Here is a 21,974-nt window from a genome sequence, read left to right as displayed (position 1 = left end):
CCGCTCACGCGGAGGGCAATGGCAACCTTACTCGCCGAGGCTTGCCGGTGCTTCCGGCGCAGCTGCTGGCTGAGACTGCTCAGTTGCTTCTTTAATGCTCAGACGTACGCGGCCCTGGCGATCAACTTCCAGAACTTTAACCGGTACTTCCTGACCCATCTGCAGGTAATCGGTCACTTTCTCTACGCGCTTGTCAGCGATCTGAGAGATGTGTACCAGACCTTCTTTACCGCCACCGATGGCAACGAATGCGCCAAAGTCAACGATACGGGTCACTTTACCATTGTAGATACGGCCAACTTCGATTTCTGCAGTAATCTCTTCGATACGACGGATAGCATATTTCGCTTTTTCACCGTCGGTCGCCGCGATCTTCACAGTACCATCATCTTCGATTTCGATGGTGGTGCCGGTTTCTTCGGTCAGAGCACGGATAACAGAACCGCCTTTACCGATAACGTCTTTGATTTTGTCCGGGCTGATCTTAATGGTGTGGATACGCGGAGCGAACTGAGAGATGTCGCCGCGCGGCGCATTGATCGCCTGTTCCATCACGCCCAGGATGTGCAGACGCGCACCTTTAGCCTGGTTCAGAGCAACCTGCATGATCTCTTTGGTGATACCTTCGATTTTGATATCCATCTGCAGTGCAGAGATACCATCGCGGGAACCCGCCACTTTAAAGTCCATGTCGCCCAGGTGATCTTCGTCACCCAGAATGTCAGACAGAACCACAAAGTTATCGCCTTCTTTCACCAGACCCATCGCGATACCCGCAACAGCGGCTTTGATCGGCACGCCTGCGTCCATCAGTGCCAGAGAAGCACCGCACACGGAAGCCATGGAAGAAGAACCGTTGGATTCGGTGATTTCAGACACAACACGTACGGTGTACGGGAATTTGTCCAGTTCCGGCATCACTGCCAGCACGCCGCGTTTCGCCAGACGGCCGTGACCAATCTCACGACGCTTCGGAGAACCGACCATACCGGTTTCGCCTACGCAGTACGGAGGGAAGTTGTAGTGGAACAGGAAGTTGTCAGTACGCTCGCCCATCAGTTCGTCGAGGTTCTGCGCATCACGGGTGGTGCCCAGGGTCGCAGTAACCAGCGCCTGAGTTTCGCCACGGGTGAACAGTGCGGAACCGTGAGTACGCGGCAGTACGCCAGTACGCACGTCCAGACCACGGATCATGTCTTTTTCGCGGCCATCGATGCGCGGCTCGCCTGCCAGTACGCGGCTACGAACGACGTTTTTCTCGATAGCGTGCAGGATTTCACCCAGTTCGTTAGCGTCCAGGGTTTCGTCTTCTGCAACCAGTTGAGCGATGGTTTCAGATTTGATCACGTCAACCTGAGCATAACGCTCTTGTTTGTCGGTGATACGGTAAGCATCGCTCAAACGCGTTTCTGCCAGCGCGGCAACGCGTGCATTCAGCGCTTCGTTGACAGCTTCTGGCTGCCAGTCCCAACGCGGCTTGCCAGCGACTTTAACCAGCTCGTTGATTTCTTTGATAACAATCTGCTGCTGTTCGTGACCGAATACGACAGCGCCCAGCATCTGGTCTTCGCTCAGCAGTTCAGCTTCGGATTCAACCATCAGTACGGCAGCTTCAGTACCGGCAACAACCAGGTCCAGCTTGCTTTCTTTCAGTTCGTCTTGAGTCGGGTTCAGTACATACTGGTCATTGATATAACCAACACGAGCAGAACCGATCGGGCCGTTGAACGGCAGCCCAGACAGGGACAGCGCAGCGGATGCGCCGATCATTGCCACGATATCTGGGTTAACCTGCGGGTTAACGGAGACAACGGTCGCAATAACCTGAACTTCGTTGATGAAACCTTCCGGGAACAGCGGACGAACCGGGCGGTCAATCAGACGCGCGATCAGGGTTTCGCCTTCACTCGGACGGCCTTCACGACGGAAGAAGCTACCCGGGATACGGCCAGCAGCGTAGGTACGCTCCTGATAGTTAACGGTCAGCGGGAAGAAATCCTGGCCTGGCTTGGTCTTTTTCTGACCAACAACGGTCACAAATACCGCGGTGTCATCCATGCTAACCATAACAGCAGCAGTAGCCTGACGTGCCATCATGCCGGTTTCCAGCGTTACGGTATGTTGGCCGTACTGGAATTTACGAACGATCGGATTAAGCAAAATAATATCCTTTCTCTTTTTTTAACGGCGTATTTATACACGCCATCGTTAATACCCGACCTTCTGCGCATCCTCGCGACTAATGACAACCCTAACCCACGCGTATTGGGTAAAGCCTCTCATTAGCCGCGCGAACCTCTGCGACGGAAGATCATTCATAGCAACAATACATTAGTTTCCAGCGAATTGCTGCCATCTGCTGGAAAAAAGGGGCCATGAAGGCCCCCTCTTTCTGAAACTCGAAAGACTTAGCGACGCAGACCCAGACGCTCGATCAGCGCAGTGTAACGTGCAACATCTTTACGCTTCAGGTAGTCGAGCAGTTTACGACGCTGAGAAACCATACGCAGCAGACCACGACGGCTGTGGTGATCTTTTTTGTGTTCAGAGAAGTGACCCTGCAGGTGGTTAATCTGTGCAGTTAACAGAGCAACCTGAACATCGGTAGAACCGGTGTCGTTTGCATCACGACCAAACTCAGAAACAATTTTAGCTGTAGCTTCAGTACTTAGAGACATTTTAAAACTCCAAAGTGTTAAGAATGTAAGGACGCCGATCTCTAATTCAGCGATCCCAGTGTATACACTTCATCCTTCAAACTGCCTCTGCGTTGGCTGCGTCCGCTCACCTCAGTCACTTACTTCAGTAAGCTCCTGAGGATTCTCAGACTTGCCGCCTTGATGCAGCTCGAATGATTTTGTGTACACGCCGCGCGAACTGTTAAATAATTTACGCGACGTTAAGCGGCGGTATTCTACTCGCAGCGCCTTCTTATCGCAAGACAGAGAGCGCTATGCAGGATACTCAACCACCAGTCGACGAGGGGCGACACGACCTTCATCGTCGATCTCCCCCATGCCGATAAATTTGCCATCATCGCCTTCCGTCACGCGAACCAGCCCTTCCTGCGGCACGCCCGACGTACGTACCGGATTACCATTTTTAAAGTAAACCGATGATGTTAAAGGCAGATTAACAATGGGATAGTCCGATGCCGGACTGTCCATTGGCATCAGCAGCGGATCAAGTAATTCTGCCGCCGGAATGTTCTGCTGTTCAGCCTGTTCAACTAGGCTGTGCAAATGTTCCAGCGTGACCATACGGTCTACCGGATACTTGCTGACCGTCAGACGACGCAGATACGTCACGTGCGCGCCGCATCCGAGCTTCTCGCCCAGATCGTCAACAATCGTGCGAATGTACGTGCCTTTGGAGCAATGGACTTCCAGCTCCAGTTCATTACCTTCGTGGCGAATAAACAGCAGTTCGTACACGGTAATCGGTCTGGATTCACGCGGGACCTCAATACCCTGACGCGCGTACTCGTACAGCTTTTTACCCTGATACTTCAGCGCTGAGTACATCGACGGGATCTGTTGGATGTCACCGCGAAACGTCTCCAGCGCGCTGGCAAGCTGTTCCGGGGTAAACGTCACCGGACGCTCCTGCACAATTTGCCCATCGGCATCAGAGGTATCAGTACGCTGTCCCAGGCGGGCCACCACGCGATAGCGTTTGTCAGAGTCCAGCAGGTACTGCGAAAACTTGGTCGCCTCTCCCAGGCAGATAGGCAGCATGCCTGTCGCCAGCGGATCCAGCGCACCGGTATGACCGGCACGGTTAGCATTGTAGAGGCGTTTTACTTTTTGCAGCACGTCATTGCTGGACATGCCTTGCGGCTTATCCAGCAACAGGACGCCATGAATGTCGCGACCACGACGACGAGGACGACTCATTAGTCCTCCTTGCTGTCGTCCGCAGGATTCACACGACGTTCATCGTCATGCTTCACCACGCTGGTCACCAGGTTAGACATGCGCATCCCTTCGACCAACGAGTTGTCGTAGAAGAAAGTCAGTTCCGGCACGATACGCAGGCGCATGGCTTTACCCAGCAGAGAGCGGATGAAGCCAGAGGCTTCCTGCAAGGCTTTAATACCGTTCTTCACGGCAGCTTCGTCCTGGTCATTCAGGAACGTCACGAACACTTTGGCATACGCCAGGTCACGAGACATCTCAACGCCGGACACGGTAGTCATCACGCCGACGCGCGGATCTTTGATTTCGCGTTGCAGGATGAGTGCGATCTCTTTTTGCATCTCCTGGGCCACGCGCTGCGGGCGACCAAATTCTTTCGCCATAATAAATTCTCCAGAATAAAGACAAAAAAGGGGCCATAAGCCCCTTTTTAAATTTCATTGCCGGGTGGCGCTTCGCTTACCCGGCCTACCTCAAATAAGCTTCTATGCCTTGAACTACCAACACAGCGGCAGCCCAAAAGACGACGAAAATTATGCGATGGTACGTTTGATCTCGATGATTTCGAACACTTCGATCATATCGCCAACGCGAACGTCGTTGTAGTTCTTAACGCCGATACCACATTCCATGCCGTTACGGACTTCGTTAACGTCATCTTTGAAGCGGCGCAGGGATTCCAGCTCGCCTTCATAGATAACCACGTTGTCACGCAGAACGCGGATTGGGTTGTGACGTTTAATCGTACCTTCGGTAACCATACAACCTGCGATGGCGCCAAATTTCGGTGATTTGAACACGTCACGTACTTCAGCCAGACCGATGATCTGCTGTTTCAGTTCCGGAGACAGCATGCCGCTCATCGCAGCTTTCACTTCGTCGATCAGGTGATAGATGACGGAGTAGTAACGCAGATCCAGGCTTTCAGATTCAATCACTTTACGTGCAGAGGCATCAGCACGAACGTTGAAGCCAACCAGAATCGCGTTGGATGCCGCAGCCAGCGTGGCGTCGGTTTCGGTGATACCACCTACGCCGGAACCGATGATCTTCACTTTCACTTCGTCGGTAGACAGTTTCAGCAAGGAGTCGGAGATCGCTTCGACAGAACCCTGAACGTCAGCTTTCAGGACAACGTTCACTTCGTGAACTTCGCCTTCGGTCATGTTGGCGAACATGTTCTCGAGTTTAGATTTCTGCTGGCGAGCCAGTTTAACTTCACGGAATTTGCCCTGACGATACAGTGCAACTTCACGCGCTTTTTTCTCGTCACGTACGACGGTAACTTCGTCACCCGCAGCCGGAACGCCGGACAGACCCAGGATTTCAACTGGAATAGACGGACCTGCTTCCAGGACTTCCTGACCCAGTTCGTTACGCATTGCACGAACGCGGCCATACTCGAAGCCACACAGTACGATATCGCCCTTATTCAGGGTACCTTCACGAACCAGGACGGTAGCAACTGGGCCACGACCTTTGTCCAGGAAGGATTCGATTACCGCACCGCTTGCCATACCTTTACGAATCGCTTTCAGCTCCAGAACTTCAGCCTGCAGCAGGATAGCGTTCAACAGGTCATCAATACCGGTACCTGCTTTCGCAGAAACAGGGATGAACTGAGATTCGCCGCCCCACTCTTCCGGCATAACGCCGTACTGAGACAGTTCGTTCTTAACGCGATCCATATCGGCTTCTGGCTTATCGATTTTGTTGACTGCAACAACCATCGGCACCTGCGCTGCTTTCGCATGCTGGATAGCTTCAATGGTCTGAGGCATCACGCCATCATCTGCTGCAACAACCAGAACAACGATATCTGTTGCCTGTGCACCACGAGCACGCATAGAGGTAAACGCGGCGTGCCCCGGGGTATCCAGGAAGGTGATCATACCGTTGTCAGTTTCAACGTGGTATGCACCAATGTGCTGGGTAATGCCGCCCGCTTCGCCAGAGGCGACTTTCGTTGAACGAATGTAGTCCAGCAGAGAGGTTTTACCGTGGTCAACGTGACCCATGATAGTCACAACCGGTGCACGCGGTTCAGCCGCTGCGCCAGTGTCACGGTCGCTCATTACCGCTTCTTCCAGCTCGTTTTCACGACGCAGGATAACTTTGTGGCCCATCTCTTCAGCAACCAACTGTGCGGTTTCCTGATCGATGACCTGGTTGATGGTGGCCATCGCACCCAGCTTCATCATCGCTTTGATGACCTGAGAACCTTTAACCGCCATCTTGTTCGCTAAGTCGCCAACGGTGATGGTTTCGCCAATCACTACGTCACGGTTAACGGCCTGAGCTGGCTTCTGGAAGCCTTGCTGCAGGGAAGAACCTTTACGCTTGCCGCCTTTACCACCGCGACCAGCAGCACGTGCTTCTTCGCGATCGGCTTTAGATTCAGCGTGCTTATTGCCTTTCTTCTGAGGACGAGCAGCTTTCGTCGCAGTACGCGTACGGCCACGGCCGCCTTCTACTTCGCGATCGTTTTCGTCTTCTGCCTGGCGAGCATGCTGAGAAGTGGTGACGTGATAATCGGTCTTATCCTCTTCACCTTTTGCTTTCTCTTGCTCTGCCCAAACACCGGCATTTTCTTCCGCCATACGACGGGCTTCTTCAGCCACACGGCGAGCTTCTTCTTCAAGCTTGCGACGCGCTTCTTCTTCCGCTTTACGCTTCAGTTCTGCGGCTTCATTTTCACGGCGGGCTTTTTCGGCCTGGGCGGTTTTAGTCATATCGTCGGTCTGTTGATTGCTCACTTTGTCTTTTTCCGCAGCTTCACGTTTCGCTTTATCAGCGGCTTCACGTTTAGCTTGTTCTGCGGCCTCACGTTCGGCTTTTTGTTGCGCCTCGCGTTTAGCAGTTTCTTCTGCCTCACGACGGGCTTGCTCTTCCGCTTCACGCTGCGCCTGCTCTTCCGCGGCAAGGCGTTCTGCCTCTTGCGGATCGCGTTTCACAAAGGTGCGTGTCTTGCGGACTTCGATTTGTACCGATTTACTTTTTCCACCGGTACCAGGAATATTGAGAGTACTGCGCGTTTTACGCTGCAATGTCAACTTATCTGGTGCAGAGCCGTTCTCACGGTTCAGGTGCGCCAGTAAGGTTTGTTTCTCTTGTGCGGACACAGAGTCGTCAGCAGACTTCGGGATACCTGCATCAGCAAATTGCTGTACCAGGCGATCCACGGAGGTCTGTATCTCTGCAGCCAGCGTTTTTACGGTTACATCTGTCATACTGTTCCTTCCTGCTACAGTTTATTACGCTTCGTCGCCGAACCAGCAAATATTACGGGCAGCCATAATCAGCTCACCGGCTTTTTCGTCGGTCAACCCTTCGATATCAGCCAGATCATCAATGCCCTGTTCAGCGAGATCTTCCAGCGTACAAACACCACGGGCAGCCAGTTTGAAGGCCATATCACGATCTAATCCTTCCAGATTCAGCAGATCGTCAGCCGGTTTGTTATCACCGAGGCTTTCTTCCTGGGCCAGTGCCAGAGTGGTCAGTGCGTTTTTAGCACGCTCGCGCAGCGCTTCAACGGTTGCTTCATCCAGGCCGTCGATTGCCAGAAGCTCTTTCATTGGCACGTAGGCCAACTCTTCCAGCGTAGCAAAACCTTCTTCTACCAGAACCGTCGCGAAATCTTCATCGATATCGAGATATTTGGTGAAGGTATCAATAGCAGCATGCGCTTCAGCCTGATGCTTAGCCTGCAGGTCATCAACGGTCATTACGTTGAGTTCCCAACCGCTCAATTGTGAAGCCAGGCGGACGTTCTGACCATTACGTCCAATCGCCTGAGCCAGGTTACCGGCTTCAACCGCGATATCCATGGTGTGTTTATCTTCATCCACCACGATAGACGCGACGTCTGCAGGCGCCATTGCGTTGATCACGAACTGTGCCGGGTTATCATCCCACAGGACGATATCGATACGTTCGCCGCCCAGTTCGGTAGAAACCGCCTGAACGCGTGCACCGCGCATACCTACGCAAGCACCCACCGGATCGATACGCTTATCGTTGGTTTTCACCGCGATTTTCGCACGAGAACCCGGATCGCGAGCCGCCGCTTTAATTTCAATCACTTCTTCGCCAATTTCTGGCACTTCAATGCGGAACAGTTCAATCAGCATTTCCGGTTTGGAACGCGTCACAAACAGTTGCGCGCCGCGTGCTTCCGGGCGAACGGAGTACAGAACACCACGGATACGGTCACCCGGGCGGAAGTTTTCACGCGGCAGCATGTCTTCACGCAGGATCACGGCTTCAGCATTACTGCCGAGGTCCAGCGCAATGTTGTCACGGTTAACTTTCTTCACCACACCGGTGACGATCTCACCTTCGTGCTCGCGGAATTGATCAACAACCATCGCACGTTCAGCTTCACGTACTTTCTGTACGATAACCTGTTTCGCCGTCTGGGTGGTGATACGGTCAAAGGTGACTGATTCAATCTGGTCTTCAACGTATTCACCCACGTTCAGACTCTCGTCTTCGTAACGTGCGGCTTCCAGAGTAATTTCTTTGGTTGGCTGAGTGACTTCTTCCACAATTACCCAACGGCGGAAGGTATCGAAATCACCGCTTTTACGATCGATTTCTACGCGAACGTCGATCTCTTGTTCGTATTTTTTCTTTGTTGCTGTGGCCAGCGCACTTTCTAGCGCTTCAAAAATTTTCTCGCGTGGCAGCGATTTTTCATTGGATACGGCTTCAACAACAGCCAAAATTTCTTTGTTCATCGCGGGCTTTTCACCTCAATCCAGACTGTTAAAAGTGGGGAACCAGGTTCGCCTTCTGGATATTACTCAGCGCGAACACTTCATCTTTACCGTCGACTGTGACAGTGATCATCTCACCATCCACCGCTTTGATAACGCCCTGCCATTTACGGCGATTTTGTACCGCCATACGAAGAACCAGCGTGACTTCTTCACCCAGGAAACGCACGTAGTGTTCAGCCGTGAACATAGGACGGTCGAGACCCGGTGAGGAGACTTCCAGGTTATAAGCAACGGTGATCGGATCTTCAACGTCCATCACGGCGCTAACCTGGTGGCTCACATCAGCACAATCATCAACATTGATGCCATCTTCACTATCAATATAGATGCGCAGTGTGGATGTGCGACCACGAATAAATTCGATGCCGACCAGCTCGTAGCCCAAGGCTTCAACTGGTGCTTTAATCATCTCTGTTAATTTTTGCTCTAATGTGGACAAGCCCACCCCCAAGACATAAAAAAAGGGCCTAAAGCCCAGTTATTCTGTAATCAGATAACAAAAAACCCCGATAAATCGGGGCTTTAGATAACTGAACCCTATAACCGCACCTGCGGTTCGGAGAACCTTCCGAAAGAATTTTTTTTCAAATCCAGCTACGAAGGCCTAAGTCTTCACAGTATATTTGAAAAAGAACTCTAAGGGAAAGTGGTTGCGGGGGCCGGATTTGAACCGACGACCTTCGGGTTATGAGCCCGACGAGCTACCAGGCTGCTCCACCCCGCGCCTGAAACGTGGCAAATTTTACTCGCTTTGGGTAAAAAATGCAAATACTGCTGGGATTTGGTACCGAGGACGGGACGTAAAATCTGCGCACAGTATATTGATTTTCTATCCCTTATGTCAACCTTGTTACTACTATGCAAATGAATGAATGCCAGCCTGCGCAAATTTAGCAAAGTACAACAAAGATAAATCTGCCTTCAACGCCGTTATTTAACGAAATTATCACTAAACTCTTCCTGTCACCGTTAAAAGGTGATTAAATGAAAACTCATTTATTTTGCATAAAAATGCACTTAACATAAAAAACCGACCTCTTCACCAGTCTATCAAGCAGGGTTTTATTTTATGACGACGATTCTCAAGCATCTCCCGGTAGGTCAACGTATTGGTATCGCTTTTTCTGGCGGCCTGGACACCAGTGCTGCACTGCTGTGGATGCGACAAAAAGGGGCTGTCCCATATGCATATACTGCGAATTTGGGACAACCGGATGAGGATGACTATGACGCCATCCCTCGCCGTGCAATGGAATATGGTGCTGAGAACGCTCGCCTGGTTGATTGCCGCAAGCAACTGGTTGCCGAAGGGATCGCAGCGATTCAATGTGGTGCATTCCATAATACCACCGGCGGACTGACCTATTTCAACACCACGCCACTAGGCCGCGCGGTGACCGGCACCATGTTGGTGGCCGCCATGAAAGATGACGGTGTGAATATCTGGGGTGACGGCAGTACCTATAAAGGCAACGATATTGAGCGTTTCTATCGTTACGGTCTGCTGACCAATGCCGAACTGCAGATTTACAAACCATGGCTGGACACTGACTTCATTGACGAACTCGGCGGTCGCCATGAGATGTCTGAATTTATGATCGCCTGCGGTTTCGACTACAAAATGTCTGTCGAAAAAGCGTATTCCACTGACTCCAACATGCTCGGCGCTACGCACGAAGCGAAAGATCTGGAATTCCTTAACTCCAGCCTGAAGATCGTTAACCCAATTATGGGCGTCAAGTTCTGGGATGAAAACGTGAAGATCCCGGCGGAAGAAGTAACCGTACGTTTTGAGCAGGGACATCCAGTTGCGCTGAACGGCAAAACCTTTAGCGACGATGTTGAGATGATGATGGAAGCCAACCGCATTGGCGGCCGTCATGGTCTGGGCATGAGCGATCAAATTGAAAACCGTATTATCGAGGCGAAAAGCCGTGGTATTTACGAAGCCCCGGGGATGGCGCTGCTGCATATCGCTTACGAGCGTCTGCTGACCGGTATTCACAATGAAGATACCATTGAGCAGTATCACGCTCACGGCCGCCAACTGGGTCGTCTGCTGTACCAGGGTCGCTGGTTTGACTCCCAGGCGCTAATGCTGCGTGACGGTCTGCAACGTTGGGTTGCGAGCCAAATCACCGGCGAAGTTACGCTGGAGCTGCGTCGCGGTAACGACTATTCCATTATGAATACCGTCTCCGACAACCTGACCTACAAGCCAGAACGTCTGACCATGGAGAAAGGGGATTCCGTCTTCTCACCGGACGATCGTATCGGTCAGCTGACTATGCGTAACCTGGATATTACCGATACCCGCGAGAAGCTGTTCGGCTACGCCCAGTCGGGCCTGCTGACCGCCTCTTCCGCCACCGGTCTGCCGCAGGTAGAGAATCTGGAAAACAAAGCGAAGTAATCGCCAACAGAAATGACAAAAGCCGCGCAAGCGGCTTTTTTATGCGCGGAATTTAAGGCGTGTAGCCGCCATCCGACAATTTGCAGGACATGCCTGATGGCGCTATCGCTTATCAGGCCTACGTGCTACTACGCACACCTACGGATCACAACATACAGACGAAAAAAAAGACGCTTTTCAGCGTCTTTCTTTCGGAATATTGGTACTGAGGATGGGACTCGAACCCACAAGCCCGTTAGGGCACTACCACCTCAAGGTAGCGTGTCTACCAATTCCACCACCTCAGCACAGATACTACTATTAGCGCGGGATATCGCTGGTCGGCTGAGCCGGAGCAGCTGGCTGAGTTTGCTCGGTTTTCGCCGGTGCACTCAGATTTTCCCACTCACTTCCTTTATTGGTCTTATTGCTGTTCATGTTACCCAGCACCAGACTGATAATGAAGAACAAGGTTCCCAATACAGCTGTCATTCGGGTCATGAAGTTACCAGAACCACTTGAACCAAACAGTGTACCAGAAGCGCCTGCGCCAAAAGAGGCTCCCATATCAGCGCCTTTGCCTTGCTGCAGCATGATCAAGCCTACCAGGCCAATTGCTACAATAAGGAAAACTACTAAAAGAGCTTCGTGCATAATCAACCTGTTCCTTGCGGAGTTGCCGCGTACCAATGCTTCGACCATTAAAGCGGGAATGTTTAACTGTTTCCCACTGAAGCGGGTGTGAATACTAACCAATGCGAATAACCTTCGCAAGGGCAATTTAAGTGTATTGTATCAACTGAAGAAAAAATCGCCACATCAATCAAAAACGCAGCAATTTATCCCAGCATCGCTGCATCACGGGTCGCTGATCGTCAAGGTTTGCCCAAACAACGACCGGGATTTCACCTATCAGATCTGAATTATCTGGCCAACAGTGGATAATTTCATTATTCACTAATTCTTCAGCCACCATCGACTCGGGCAACCATGCCATTCCCATATGGCGCAGCACCATTTCCCGGATTGTTTCGCTTAACCCACTCTCAAAGACCTTTTTCAGTCGTGGGTGAACCTGTTGCTCTAGCGGATCGATAATGCGTCTGACAAAGGTATAGTCGCTGTAGCAAAGCCAGGGAATCGGAGCATCTGGAGAATCAAGCTTGTCCGCCAGTTGGGCTGAAATCACCGGGATGAACCGCTCATATCGCCACAATGAGCGTTTTAGCCCCCCGACAATCTCCAGCCCCGGCTGCGAAGACGGCAAATCGTAGGTTACCAGAAAATCAATTTGCCGGTTTATCAGCGCGTTAAAGTGATTATCAATTCCCTGGATGCTGGCGTTTACCGTAAAACTTAATTGCGGTTCGCTTTGGCGCAGGTAATTGATCATGTCAGGCAGGATATTCACCGACAGCGTGTGAAGACTGACCATCACCAGCGTATTTTCCGTAGCCGGCATCATGGCGGCCAGCTCATGACGCGCCTCCGTCAGCGTACTGAGGACATGCCGGGCATAGGGTTCAAACCGTTCACCATAACGGGTTAACGTAACGGGTGTCGTGGTACGATCAAATAGCGGGACGCCTAACGTCTCTTCCAGCGCTTTAATACGCCGACTTAGCGCAGGCTGAGTAATATGCCGCTGTATGGCGGCCTGGGAGTAATTCCCATGCTGACTTAAAGCCAGGAAATCATCTAACCACTTACTATCCACGTCGCATTCTCCACCATTCCATATCCGTATCCTCCGATAACAAATCGGAAATAGTCACAGTTATAGTAATGGCTTTAGTGTGGACCGCATAACAACAATATTCTGTTTCACCTGCCGAGTCTCCCTCCCCTTGACGTTTGACAGGACTAATATGTTTACTTTACTGACTAATGCCCGTGTCTTTTCCCCGGAGGATTTAGGCCTCTGCTCTCTGCTCATATATGCCGATCGTATTGTGGCGGTAGGCAACGATATTTCACGTTTCGATGGCGTCAACGAGGTCATCGATTGCCGGGGTAAATGGGTAATTCCGGGGATTATCGACCAGCATGTCCATCTGACCGGCGGCGGTGGTGAAGCAGGATTTGCCAGCCGAACGCCTGCCGTAAAACTGCGCGATCTGCTTCAAGCTGGCATTACGACGGTCGTCGGCGTGCTGGGCACCGATGCCATTTCTCGCTCGCCCAAAGATCTGTACGCCAAAATGCAGTCACTGAATCTGGAGGGCGTGCGCGCGTTTATGCACACTGGGGCTTACGCGGTACCCAGCCCGACGATTACGCAATCCATTCGCGATGACATAACCTTTATCCCGGCCATTCTCGGCGTTAAAATCGCCCTCGCCGATCATCGGGGTTCATATCCCTCTTTCCAGGAGCTGTTGAGAATCGTCAGCGATATCCGCGTGGCCTCACTGCTGGCGGGGAAAAAAGGGCTGCTGCATGTGCACCTGGGCAACCTGCCGGAAGGCATGTCGCAACTTATCGCGCTTTGCGATGCCGGTATTCCGATCCACCATATTTCACCGACTCACGTGGCCAGAACCGAAGCCCTGTTCAACCAGGCGATCGCTTTCGCCCATCGCGGCGGCCATATTGACGTGACGTCTGGCGGTAGCCGTTTTATGCCCCAGGAACAGGCCATTCTCCACGCGCTGGAGGCTCAGGTTCCAGCCGATCGCATCACCATCAGCTCAGATGGCAATGGCAGCGTGCCGCGCTTTAATGCTCAGGGTATGGTTGAAGGACTCACGGCCGCGCCGGTAGGCGGTAACCTTGCACTGCTCCCTCGCCTGATTGATGCGGGCATTCCGATCGCACAGGCCGTGGCCATGATGACGGCAAACGTTGCATGCTCGCTGGGAATTTCCGGCGGCAAGCTTTGTGCCGGAGAACGCGCCGATATTTGCGTCCTCAATGATGACCTGTCGCTGGCGCATCTGTTCGCCGCGGGTAGGCTGTTACTGCGCGATGGAGAGTGTTTGGTCAACGGCAACTTTGAGTGAGGATGAAAGAATGTCTTTATTGCTGGCGCTAGTCGCCATTGTCTTTGCCGGACGGCTGATCCTGAAAAAGTACCATCCCCAGTCCGTGCTGCTGCTCACCGGGATTGTATTGCTACTCATCGCCCATTTTAGCGGAATGACCACGCTCAGTAGCCTGGTGAAGAAAAGCACCGGGTTTGGCCCCTTTGATGCGTTTGAGTTTATCCGCGATACCCTGAGCGTGCGCCTGGGTGGCCTGGGTCTGCAAATTATGTTGATTGGCGGCTTTGCCACCTATATGTCAGCCATTGGCGCCAGTCAGGTGCTGGTTCGGGTGACTTCGCGTCCATTACAGCGTCTGAACTCACCGTATCTCCTGCTGGGGCTGGCGTTGCTGCTGGGGCAATTTTTGTCGCTGTTTATCAGCAGCGCCACGGGGTTGGGTTTGCTGCTGATGGCAACGCTTTACCCGCTGCTCACCCGTCTTGGCTGCAGCCGTGCCGCCGTTGCCGCCGTTATCGCCAGTACCTGTGCGGTTGAATTCGGACCCGGTTCCGGTAACTCGGTTCTTGCCGCCAAAACAGCGGGTATCGAAGTGGTGAACTATTTTGTTCACGATCAGCTTCCCATCGTCGTGCCGGTCATTCTTTTCATCGCCCTGCTCCATATTGTCGTCCAACGCTTTTTCGATCGCCGGGAAAGCGGCGGCGATGTAACCCAGAAGATGCAAACGTTGACCGCCACAGAAGAAACCCACGCCCCGATCGCCTGGCTGTTTCTGCCGATGCTACCGTTGGTATTGATGCTACTGTGCAGTGATTTACTGTTTAGCTCGCTCAAAATTACGCTGGATACCGCCGTTCTGATTAGCCTGGCCATTACGCTGATTTGCGAGTATTGGCGTCATCGCAAGGCACGTGAAGTGATGGCTGGCGTGCAAAAAGTTTTCGACAGCATGGGCAGCGTGTTTGCCACCGTCGTAACGTTGATTATCGCGGGTGAAGTTTTTTCAGCCGGGCTAAAAGCCATTGGTGCAGTCGACGCGCTGCTCTCACTCTCCGGTGAATTTGGTCTCAGTGCCGCCTCGATAATCCTGCTGATGACGCTGATCACCTTTGCGATTTCTGCGTTGATGGGGTCGGGGAATGCCGCGTTCTTCTCCTTCGCCCCCATGGTGCCGGATATCAGCCGCCATATCGGCAGCGACATCGCCGTGATGATGCTACCTATTCAGATTTCGGCGGGTATTGGCCGGACGTTATCGCCGATCGCTGGCGTGATCATTGCCATTGCCGGGATCGCAGGCGTATCACCAGTGGATATTGTTAAACGTACCGCAATTCCAATGCTGGGAGGGTGGTTGCTGATGATTGCCCTGACATTTGCCCGTTCAGGGCATTTGCTGGCGGTCCTGCCGTGGCTGGCTGCTCTTGTGCTGATGATGGCCGGGGGCTACTTCTGGCAGCATCGACGCAAACAGGCACTTTCAGTAGGATAAAAAAAAGCCGGAGTCTCGGACTCCGGCTCTCAAACTTCAGGAGTTATACGGCTTTCACCGCATCTGCAATACGGTGCGCGAACTCAGTAACCTGCGCTTCATCTTCGCCTTCAACCATCACACGGATTAACGGCTCAGTACCTGATTTACGCAGCAGAACACGACCTCGGTTACCCAACGCCGCTTCAACGTCCGCCATCACCGCTTTCACGGTTTCATGTTCCAGCGGATCGCCGCTACCGGCGGTAAAGCGAACGTTAACCAGCAGTTGTGGGAACATTTTCATACCGCTGCACAGGTCGTGCAAACTCATATGGTTACGTACCATTGCTGCCAGCACCTGCAGACCCGCCACAATACCGTCACCGGTGGTGGTTTTATCCAGCAGGATCACGTGCCCTGAGTTTTCAGCCCCGATGCGCCAGCCTTTTTCCTGCATTTTTTCCAGCACGTAGCGGTCACCCACTTTCGCCCGAGCAAAGGGAATACCCAGCTGCTTCAGCGCCAGCTCGAGACCCATGTTGCTCATCAGCGTACCGACAGCACCACCACGCAGTTGCCCCTGACGTAACGCTTCACGGGCAATGATATACATGATCTGATCGCCATCGACCTTATTACCTTCGTGGTCCACCATGATCACGCGGTCGCCATCACCATCCAGCGCAATACCCAGATCGGCTTTTTCTGCAATCACGCGCGCCTGCAGCGCACGAACGTCGGTCGCACCCACTTCTTCATTGATGTTGACGCCATCCGGCTCACAGCCAATCGCAATGACATTTGCGCCCAGTTCACGGAGTACATTTGGCGCAATGTGATACGTCGCGCCGTTCGCACAATCCACCACGATTTTTAGCTCGTTCAGGCTCAGCTCGTTCGGGAACGTACCTTTGCAAAATTCGATATAGCGGCCCGCAGCATCGACAATACGGCTGGCTTTCCCCAGTTCAGCAGAGTCCACACAGGTGAGCGGCTTTTCCATCTCGGCTTCGATAGCTTCTTCAACGGAGTCAGGCAATTTAGTCCCGTCGATGGAGAAGAACTTAATTCCGTTATCATAAAACGGGTTGTGCGAGGCAGAGATGACAATCCCTGCTTCGGCGCGGAAAGCGCGCGTCAGATACGCAACCGCGGGGGTTGGCATTGGCCCGGTGAATGAAGCAGACAGGCCCGCTGCGGCCAAACCAGCCTCCAGCGCTGACTCCAGCATATAGCCAGAAATACGCGTATCTTTACCGATAATAATTTTACGTGAACCATGACGTGCCAGCACTTTTCCTGCCGCCCAGCCCAGTTTAAGCACAAAATCAGGCGTAATTGGGGTATCGCCAACGCGACCGCGGATACCGTCAGTGCCAAAATATTTACGATTACTCATAGCGTTTTTTTTCCTTTGCAGACAATGTGGCTTCCACCACACGCATCGCTTCTACGGTTTCTTTGACGTCATGGACACGAATAATCTGCGCGCCCTGCATGGCAGCAATCACCGCACATGCCAGGCTTCCGCTCAAACGTTCAGATGGCCCCACGTTCAGTAACTGACCAATCATTGATTTTCGTGACATCCCGACCAGCAGCGGCAGATTAAAATGATGAAACTCCGCCAGGCGTGCCAGTAATGTGTAGTTGTGGGTAAGATTTTTACCGAAACCGAATCCCGGGTCGAGCAACAATTTATCTTTTGCGATCCCAGCCCTTTCACAACGTGCTATTTGCTCAACAAAGTAGCGATTTACCTCAGCAAAAACATCTTCGTACTTTGGCGCTTCCTGCATGGTCTTCGGCTGCCCCTGCATATGCATCAGACACACGGGTAATCCAGTTTCCGCCGCAGCTTCCAGTGCGCCTGGTTCTGTCAGGGAGCGAATATCATTAATGATATGCGCACCAACTCGGGCACATTCACGAATCACCTCCGGTTTTGAGGTATCCACCGAGATCCACACCTCAAAGCGTTGGGCAATGGCCTCAACGACCGGGATCACCCGTTCCAGTTCTTCTTCTACGCTGACGTCTGCCGCCCCCGGCCGCGTGGATTCGCCACCCACATCAATGATAGTCGCCCCGGCGTTAATCATCAGATTGGCGTGTTTCACCGCCTCAACCAAGGTGTTGTGCGCGCCGCCATCGGAAAAAGAGTCCGGCGTGACGTTTAAAATCCCCATGACGTGGGGATGGCTGAGATCCAGCGAAGAACCCTGAGCAAAGAGTTTCATAGTGTTATCCCTGGTATATACCCATCGTCTTTCAAGCTGCATCTGCGTTAGCTTTATTCGGCCTTCGGCCTCACCCCTTCGGGGCCAGCGCAAGCGCTGTTCAAACCGGCATAGCCGGTTTGTCCTCGCTCACCCCAGTCACGTACTGATGTACGCTCCTGGGGATTCCCTGCGTCGCCGCCTTGATGCAACTCGAAATTCATTGGGTATAAGTTGATAAATAAAAAAACCCCGGAGCAAGCCCCAGGGTTTTCAATTAAAGCACGGTCATCAGCAACGATAACTTATTTGTCACCTAACTGCTCTGACATGTTACCCGGATTCGGCGAGGTCGGTTCATCAACCGGACGCGGCGCACTTGGGGTGCCATTATTGCCAGAGTTGTTAGACGTACCTGACTCTTCCCAACCTGCTGGCGGACGCACATCACGGCGAGCCATCAGATCGTCAATCTGCGGTGCATCGATGGTCTCATATTTCATGAGTGCATCTTTCATCGAGTGCAGAATGTCCAGGTTATCGTTCAGAAGACGACGAGCACGCTCGTAGTTACGTTCAATCAGCAATTTAACTTCCTGATCGATAATGCGCGCGGTTTCATCGGACATATGTTTTGCTTTAGCAACAGAACGACCGAGGAACACTTCGCCTTCTTCTTCCGCGTACAGCAACGGACCCAGCTTTTCAGAGAAGCCCCACTGCGTCACCATATTACGTGCCAGGTTAGTCGCGACTTTAATGTCGTTCGACGCGCCGGTAGAAACATGTTCAGCACCGTAGATAATCTCTTCAGCCAAACGACCGCCGTACAGCGTAGAGATCTGACTTTCCAGTTTCTGACGGCTAGCGCTGATTGCATCGCCTTCCGGCAGGAAGAAGGTCACACCCAACGCACGACCGCGTGGAATAATCGTTACTTTGTGCACCGGATCGTGTTCCGGTACCAGGCGACCGATAATCGCGTGGCCTGCTTCGTGGTACGCGGTAGATTCTTTCTGCGCTTCCGTCATCACCATGGAGCGACGTTCCGCACCCATCATGATTTTGTCTTTCGCTTTCTCGAACTCAACCATCGATACAACGCGCTTGTTACCACGGGCAGCGAACAACGCTGCTTCGTTCACCAGGTTCGCCAGGTCTGCACCGGAGAAACCAGGCGTACCGCGGGCAATAATTGCCGCATCGATGTCCGGAGACAGCGGTACGCGACGCATATGCACTTTCAGAATCTGCTCACGACCACGAACGTCCGGCAGACCTACAACCACCTGACGGTCAAAGCGACCTGGACGCAACAGCGCAGGGTCAAGAACGTCCGGACGGTTAGTTGCCGCGATAACGATGATACCTTCGTTACCTTCGAAGCCATCCATCTCAACCAGCATCTGGTTCAGCGTCTGCTCACGTTCATCGTGACCACCGCCCAGACCCGCGCCACGTTGGCGGCCGACGGCGTCGATTTCATCGATAAAGATGATGCACGGTGCTGCTTTCTTGGCCTGTTCGAACATGTCACGCACACGAGATGCGCCCACACCAACGAACATTTCTACGAAGTCAGAACCGGAAATTGTGAAGAATGGAACCTTCGCTTCACCCGCGATGGCTTTTGCCAACAGGGTTTTACCGGTACCCGGAGGGCCGACCATCAGGACGCCTTTCGGGATCTTACCGCCCAGCTTCTGGAAACGGCTCGGTTCGCGCAGGTACTCAACCAGCTCAGCCACCTCTTCTTTCGCTTCGTCACAACCTGCAACGTCGGCAAAAGTGGTTTTGATCTGATCTTCCGTCAGCATGCGCGCTTTACTCTTACCGAACGACATGGCGCCTTTGCCACCCCCGCCCTGCATTTGACGCATGAAGAAGATCCAGACACCAATCAGCAGCAGCATTGGGAACCAGGAAATGAAGATAGAAGCCAGCAGGCTCGGCTCTTCAGGCGGCTCGCCAACAACCTTGACGTTTTTGGTCAGCAGGTTATCAAGCAGCTTCGGATCGTTAACCGGGATGTAGGTCGTGTAACGGTTACTGTCTTTCTTGGTAACGTTAATCTCACGTCCGTTGATACGCGCTTCACGAACCTGGTCCTGATTGACCTCTTGCAGGAAGGTAGAGTAATCCACCTTACGGCCATTAGACTCGCTGGGCCCAAAGCTCTGGAATACTGACATCAGCACAACGGCAATGACCAGCCAGAGTATTAGGTTTTTCGCCATGTCACTCAAGGGATTAACCTCTTATTACAACTGTGTTAAAAACAGCGTCAGGATACTCTATATCCAGCGTCTTTCAAACTTTCGTTTAAAATCTGCCGGTTATGGTTTACGCCCGGTCGCTACAATGTACACTTCACGCGAACGAGCGCGGGAAGAGTCCGGCTTACGAACTTTGACCTTCGTAAACAGGGAGCGAATCTCTCTTAGATACTCATCGAAGCCTTCGCCCTGGAACACCTTAACTACAAAACTACCACCTGGCGCTAATACATCACGAGCCATTCCAAGCGCCAGCTCTACCAAATACATGGCCCGGGGAATGTCCACCGCCGGTGTTCCACACATATTTGGTGCCATATCGGACATGACAACTTGTACTTTACTGTCACCTACGCGCTCAAGTAACGCTTTCAGGACTAATTCATCACGAAAGTCGCCCTGAAGGAAGTCCACACCAACGATTGGATCCATAGGTAAAAGATCGCAAGCGATAATGCGGCCGCTGTTTCCGATCTGCGTAACCGCGTATTGCGACCAGCCACCGGGTGCAGCGCCGAGGTCAACTATCGTCATCCCCGGTTTAAAAATTTTGTCACTTTGCTGTATTTCATCAAGTTTAAACCAGGCACGGGAACGTAACCCCTTTTTCTGTGCCTGCTGAACATATTTATCGCTAAAGTGTTCCTGAAGCCAGCGGCTTGAGCTGGCAGAACGCTTTTTACCTGTCATTTTACTTTCCCATCGGGCAGTTCATCGTAACCAATGGTGTAAATTTCTACACTGCTATTTGGTGATATATGGGAGATGGCGGTAGAATGACCCGTTTTCAATCCCAACCTAAGCAAAAATATACGATGAATCTGAGTACTAAACAAAAACAGCACCTGAAAGGTCTGGCACATCCGCTCAAGCCTGTAGTCATGCTTGGCAATAATGGTTTGACCGAAGGGGTACTGGCCGAGATTGAACAAGCGCTAGAGCACCATGAACTTATCAAGGTGAAAATCGCCTCGGAAGATCGCGATAACAAAACCTTGATCGTGGAAGCTATCGTACGCGAAACCGGCGCCTGTAACGTACAGGTCATCGGCAAAACGCTGGTACTGTATCGCCCGACTAAAGAACGTAAAATCTCGCTGCCACGCTAAGAATATCCCAAAGTTGAACACGTAGTTTGTGTAAAACGCGGGAATTTCCGCTAGCAGGAGAGCAAAATGCCACGCTCTCTTCGTTGATAAAAGGCCGCTATGCGGCCTTTTTCCTTTCTTTACAATGTATCAACATCTTAACCAAGATGCGAATTACAGGTATTCTACTTTCACCACTTCATATTCCACTTCACCGCCCGGCGTTTTGATAACCACCACGTCATCCTGCTCTTTGCCAATCAGGCCACGAGCAATAGGCGAGTTAACTGAAATCAGGTTCTGTTTAAAATCGGCTTCGTCATCACCTACGATGCGCCAGGTCTGTTCTTCATCGTTATCAAGATTCAGAACGGTCACCGTTGCACCGAAAACGACACGGCCATTGTTCGGCATTTTAGTGACGTCGATAACCTGCGCGTTAGACAGCTTAGCTTCGATATCTTTAATGCGTCCTTCGCAGAATCCCTGCTGTTCACGGGCCGCGTGGTACTCCGCGTTCTCTTTCAAGTCACCGTGTTCACGCGCATCGGCGATCGCGGCAATGATTTCAGGGCGGCGCACAGATTTCAGAAAATCCAGCTCTTCACGCAGTTTTTCAGCACCACGTAAGGTCATCGGGATAGCTTGCATTTGTTATACCTCTTGAACATTCCTGTAGGGGGCGGTTGTCCTCACCCCGGCTGCTAAGCCCACCCTGGCAAACGCGATGCCAGAGTCAGAAGCAAAAAAATACCGACCCGGGCCCGAGGACCCAGGTCAGCTACAATTCTCTATTTGATGATCATTTTACCCTGGAGTTCCCTATGGGTCATCGTT

General features: G+C 52.3%; 18 protein-coding genes and 2 tRNA genes. 4 read left to right on the top strand and 16 right to left on the bottom strand.

All coding sequences use genetic code 11. The features are described from left to right. Positions 1-27: 27 nt before the first annotated feature. From pnp to AC3ITF_RS02615, 8 genes are all read right to left on the bottom strand, one after another. The gene (gene pnp / locus AC3ITF_RS02650; protein ID WP_096755536.1) at positions 28-2,160 is read right to left on the bottom strand and encodes a polyribonucleotide nucleotidyltransferase; all 2,133 of its coding nucleotides are present in this window, start codon (positions 2,158-2,160) and stop codon (positions 28-30) included. A gap of 248 nt (positions 2,161-2,408) precedes the next feature. Beyond that, positions 2,409-2,678, bottom strand: coding sequence for a 30S ribosomal protein S15 (gene rpsO / locus AC3ITF_RS02645; RefSeq protein WP_096755535.1), 270 nt, complete (start codon positions 2,676-2,678; stop codon positions 2,409-2,411). A gap of 273 nt (positions 2,679-2,951) precedes the next feature. After that, entirely contained in the window at positions 2,952-3,896 is a 945-nt protein-coding gene (truB, locus tag AC3ITF_RS02640) for a tRNA pseudouridine(55) synthase TruB (protein ID WP_137400197.1), read from the bottom strand. Further along, the gene (gene rbfA, locus AC3ITF_RS02635) at positions 3,896-4,300 is read right to left on the bottom strand and encodes a 30S ribosome-binding factor RbfA (protein WP_096755533.1); all 405 of its coding nucleotides are present in this window, start codon (positions 4,298-4,300) and stop codon (positions 3,896-3,898) included. Before rbfA ends, truB begins: the two co-directional genes overlap by 1 nt. A 150-nt stretch (positions 4,301-4,450) precedes the next feature. Continuing rightward, positions 4,451-7,147, bottom strand: coding sequence for a translation initiation factor IF-2 (gene infB, locus AC3ITF_RS02630; protein ID WP_096755532.1), 2,697 nt, complete (start codon positions 7,145-7,147; stop codon positions 4,451-4,453). Between the two features lie 24 nt (positions 7,148-7,171). Then, complete coding sequence (gene nusA, locus AC3ITF_RS02625) at positions 7,172-8,659, bottom strand: transcription termination factor NusA (protein ID WP_096755531.1); 1,488 nt, start codon at positions 8,657-8,659, stop codon at positions 7,172-7,174. 28 nt (positions 8,660-8,687) lie between these two features. Then, a complete protein-coding gene (gene rimP, locus AC3ITF_RS02620) occupies positions 8,688-9,140 on the bottom strand; it encodes a ribosome maturation factor RimP (RefSeq protein WP_135911333.1) in 453 nt (150 codons plus the stop codon). Positions 9,141-9,348: 208 nt separating this feature from the next. Continuing rightward, positions 9,349-9,425: transfer RNA gene (locus tag AC3ITF_RS02615), tRNA-Met, on the bottom strand. 345 nt (positions 9,426-9,770) lie between these two features. On the opposite strand from AC3ITF_RS02615, the gene argG reads away from it, so the two are divergent. Then, positions 9,771-11,114, top strand: a complete 1,344-nt coding sequence (gene argG / locus AC3ITF_RS02610) for an argininosuccinate synthase (RefSeq protein WP_182295254.1) — start codon at positions 9,771-9,773, stop codon at positions 11,112-11,114. Between the two features lie 200 nt (positions 11,115-11,314). Here the strand turns inward: argG and AC3ITF_RS02605 are convergent. From AC3ITF_RS02605 to AC3ITF_RS02595, 3 genes are all read right to left on the bottom strand, one after another. Next, positions 11,315-11,401: transfer RNA gene (locus tag AC3ITF_RS02605), tRNA-Leu, on the bottom strand. A 13-nt stretch (positions 11,402-11,414) separates the two neighbouring features. Further along, positions 11,415-11,747 carry a preprotein translocase subunit SecG gene (gene secG / locus AC3ITF_RS02600; RefSeq protein ID WP_003025000.1) on the bottom strand — a complete coding sequence of 111 codons (333 nt, stop codon included), beginning with the start codon at positions 11,745-11,747 and terminating at the stop codon, positions 11,415-11,417. A 169-nt stretch (positions 11,748-11,916) separates the two neighbouring features. Then, the gene (locus tag AC3ITF_RS02595) at positions 11,917-12,810 is read right to left on the bottom strand and encodes a LysR family transcriptional regulator (protein ID WP_181517811.1); all 894 of its coding nucleotides are present in this window, start codon (positions 12,808-12,810) and stop codon (positions 11,917-11,919) included. Between the two features lie 151 nt (positions 12,811-12,961). Between AC3ITF_RS02595 and iadA the strand changes: the two genes are divergently transcribed. Beyond that, positions 12,962-14,095 carry a beta-aspartyl-peptidase gene (gene iadA, locus AC3ITF_RS02590; RefSeq protein WP_117342733.1) on the top strand — a complete coding sequence of 378 codons (1,134 nt, stop codon included), beginning with the start codon at positions 12,962-12,964 and terminating at the stop codon, positions 14,093-14,095. Positions 14,096-14,105: 10 nt separating this feature from the next. Continuing rightward, positions 14,106-15,572 (top strand): C4-dicarboxylate transporter DcuC, encoded by a 1,467-nt coding sequence (dcuC, locus tag AC3ITF_RS02585; RefSeq protein ID WP_489176105.1) that lies wholly within the window; start codon positions 14,106-14,108, stop codon positions 15,570-15,572. 43 nt (positions 15,573-15,615) lie between these two features. Here the strand turns inward: dcuC and glmM are convergent, their stop codons facing one another. The 4 genes from glmM to rlmE all read right to left on the bottom strand — a co-directional run bounded on the left by glmM (position 15,616) and on the right by rlmE (position 20,739). Further along, positions 15,616-16,953 (bottom strand): phosphoglucosamine mutase, encoded by a 1,338-nt coding sequence (gene glmM / locus AC3ITF_RS02580; protein ID WP_115257390.1) that lies wholly within the window; start codon positions 16,951-16,953, stop codon positions 15,616-15,618. Continuing rightward, positions 16,946-17,794, bottom strand: coding sequence for a dihydropteroate synthase (gene folP, locus AC3ITF_RS02575; RefSeq protein ID WP_096755524.1), 849 nt, complete (start codon positions 17,792-17,794; stop codon positions 16,946-16,948). Before folP ends, glmM begins: the two co-directional genes overlap by 8 nt. 284 nt (positions 17,795-18,078) lie before the next feature. Next, entirely contained in the window at positions 18,079-20,010 is a 1,932-nt protein-coding gene (gene ftsH, locus AC3ITF_RS02570; RefSeq protein WP_115257388.1) for an ATP-dependent zinc metalloprotease FtsH, read from the bottom strand. Positions 20,011-20,109: 99 nt separating this feature from the next. After that, entirely contained in the window at positions 20,110-20,739 is a 630-nt protein-coding gene (rlmE, locus tag AC3ITF_RS02565) for a 23S rRNA (uridine(2552)-2'-O)-methyltransferase RlmE (RefSeq protein WP_004106110.1), read from the bottom strand. 125 nt (positions 20,740-20,864) lie between these two features. On the opposite strand from rlmE, the gene yhbY reads away from it, so the two are divergent. Continuing rightward, positions 20,865-21,158, top strand: a complete 294-nt coding sequence (yhbY, locus tag AC3ITF_RS02560; protein WP_096755522.1) for a ribosome assembly RNA-binding protein YhbY — start codon at positions 20,865-20,867, stop codon at positions 21,156-21,158. A gap of 153 nt (positions 21,159-21,311) precedes the next feature. On the opposite strand, the gene greA is transcribed toward yhbY, so the two are convergent. Next, positions 21,312-21,788, bottom strand: a complete 477-nt coding sequence (gene greA / locus AC3ITF_RS02555) for a transcription elongation factor GreA (RefSeq protein WP_096755520.1) — start codon at positions 21,786-21,788, stop codon at positions 21,312-21,314. Between the last annotated feature and the right edge of the window lie 186 nt (positions 21,789-21,974).

Source organism: Citrobacter sp. KH_055_1 (assembly GCF_057838705.1).
This window is presented reverse-complemented; position numbering and strand designations above follow the sequence as displayed.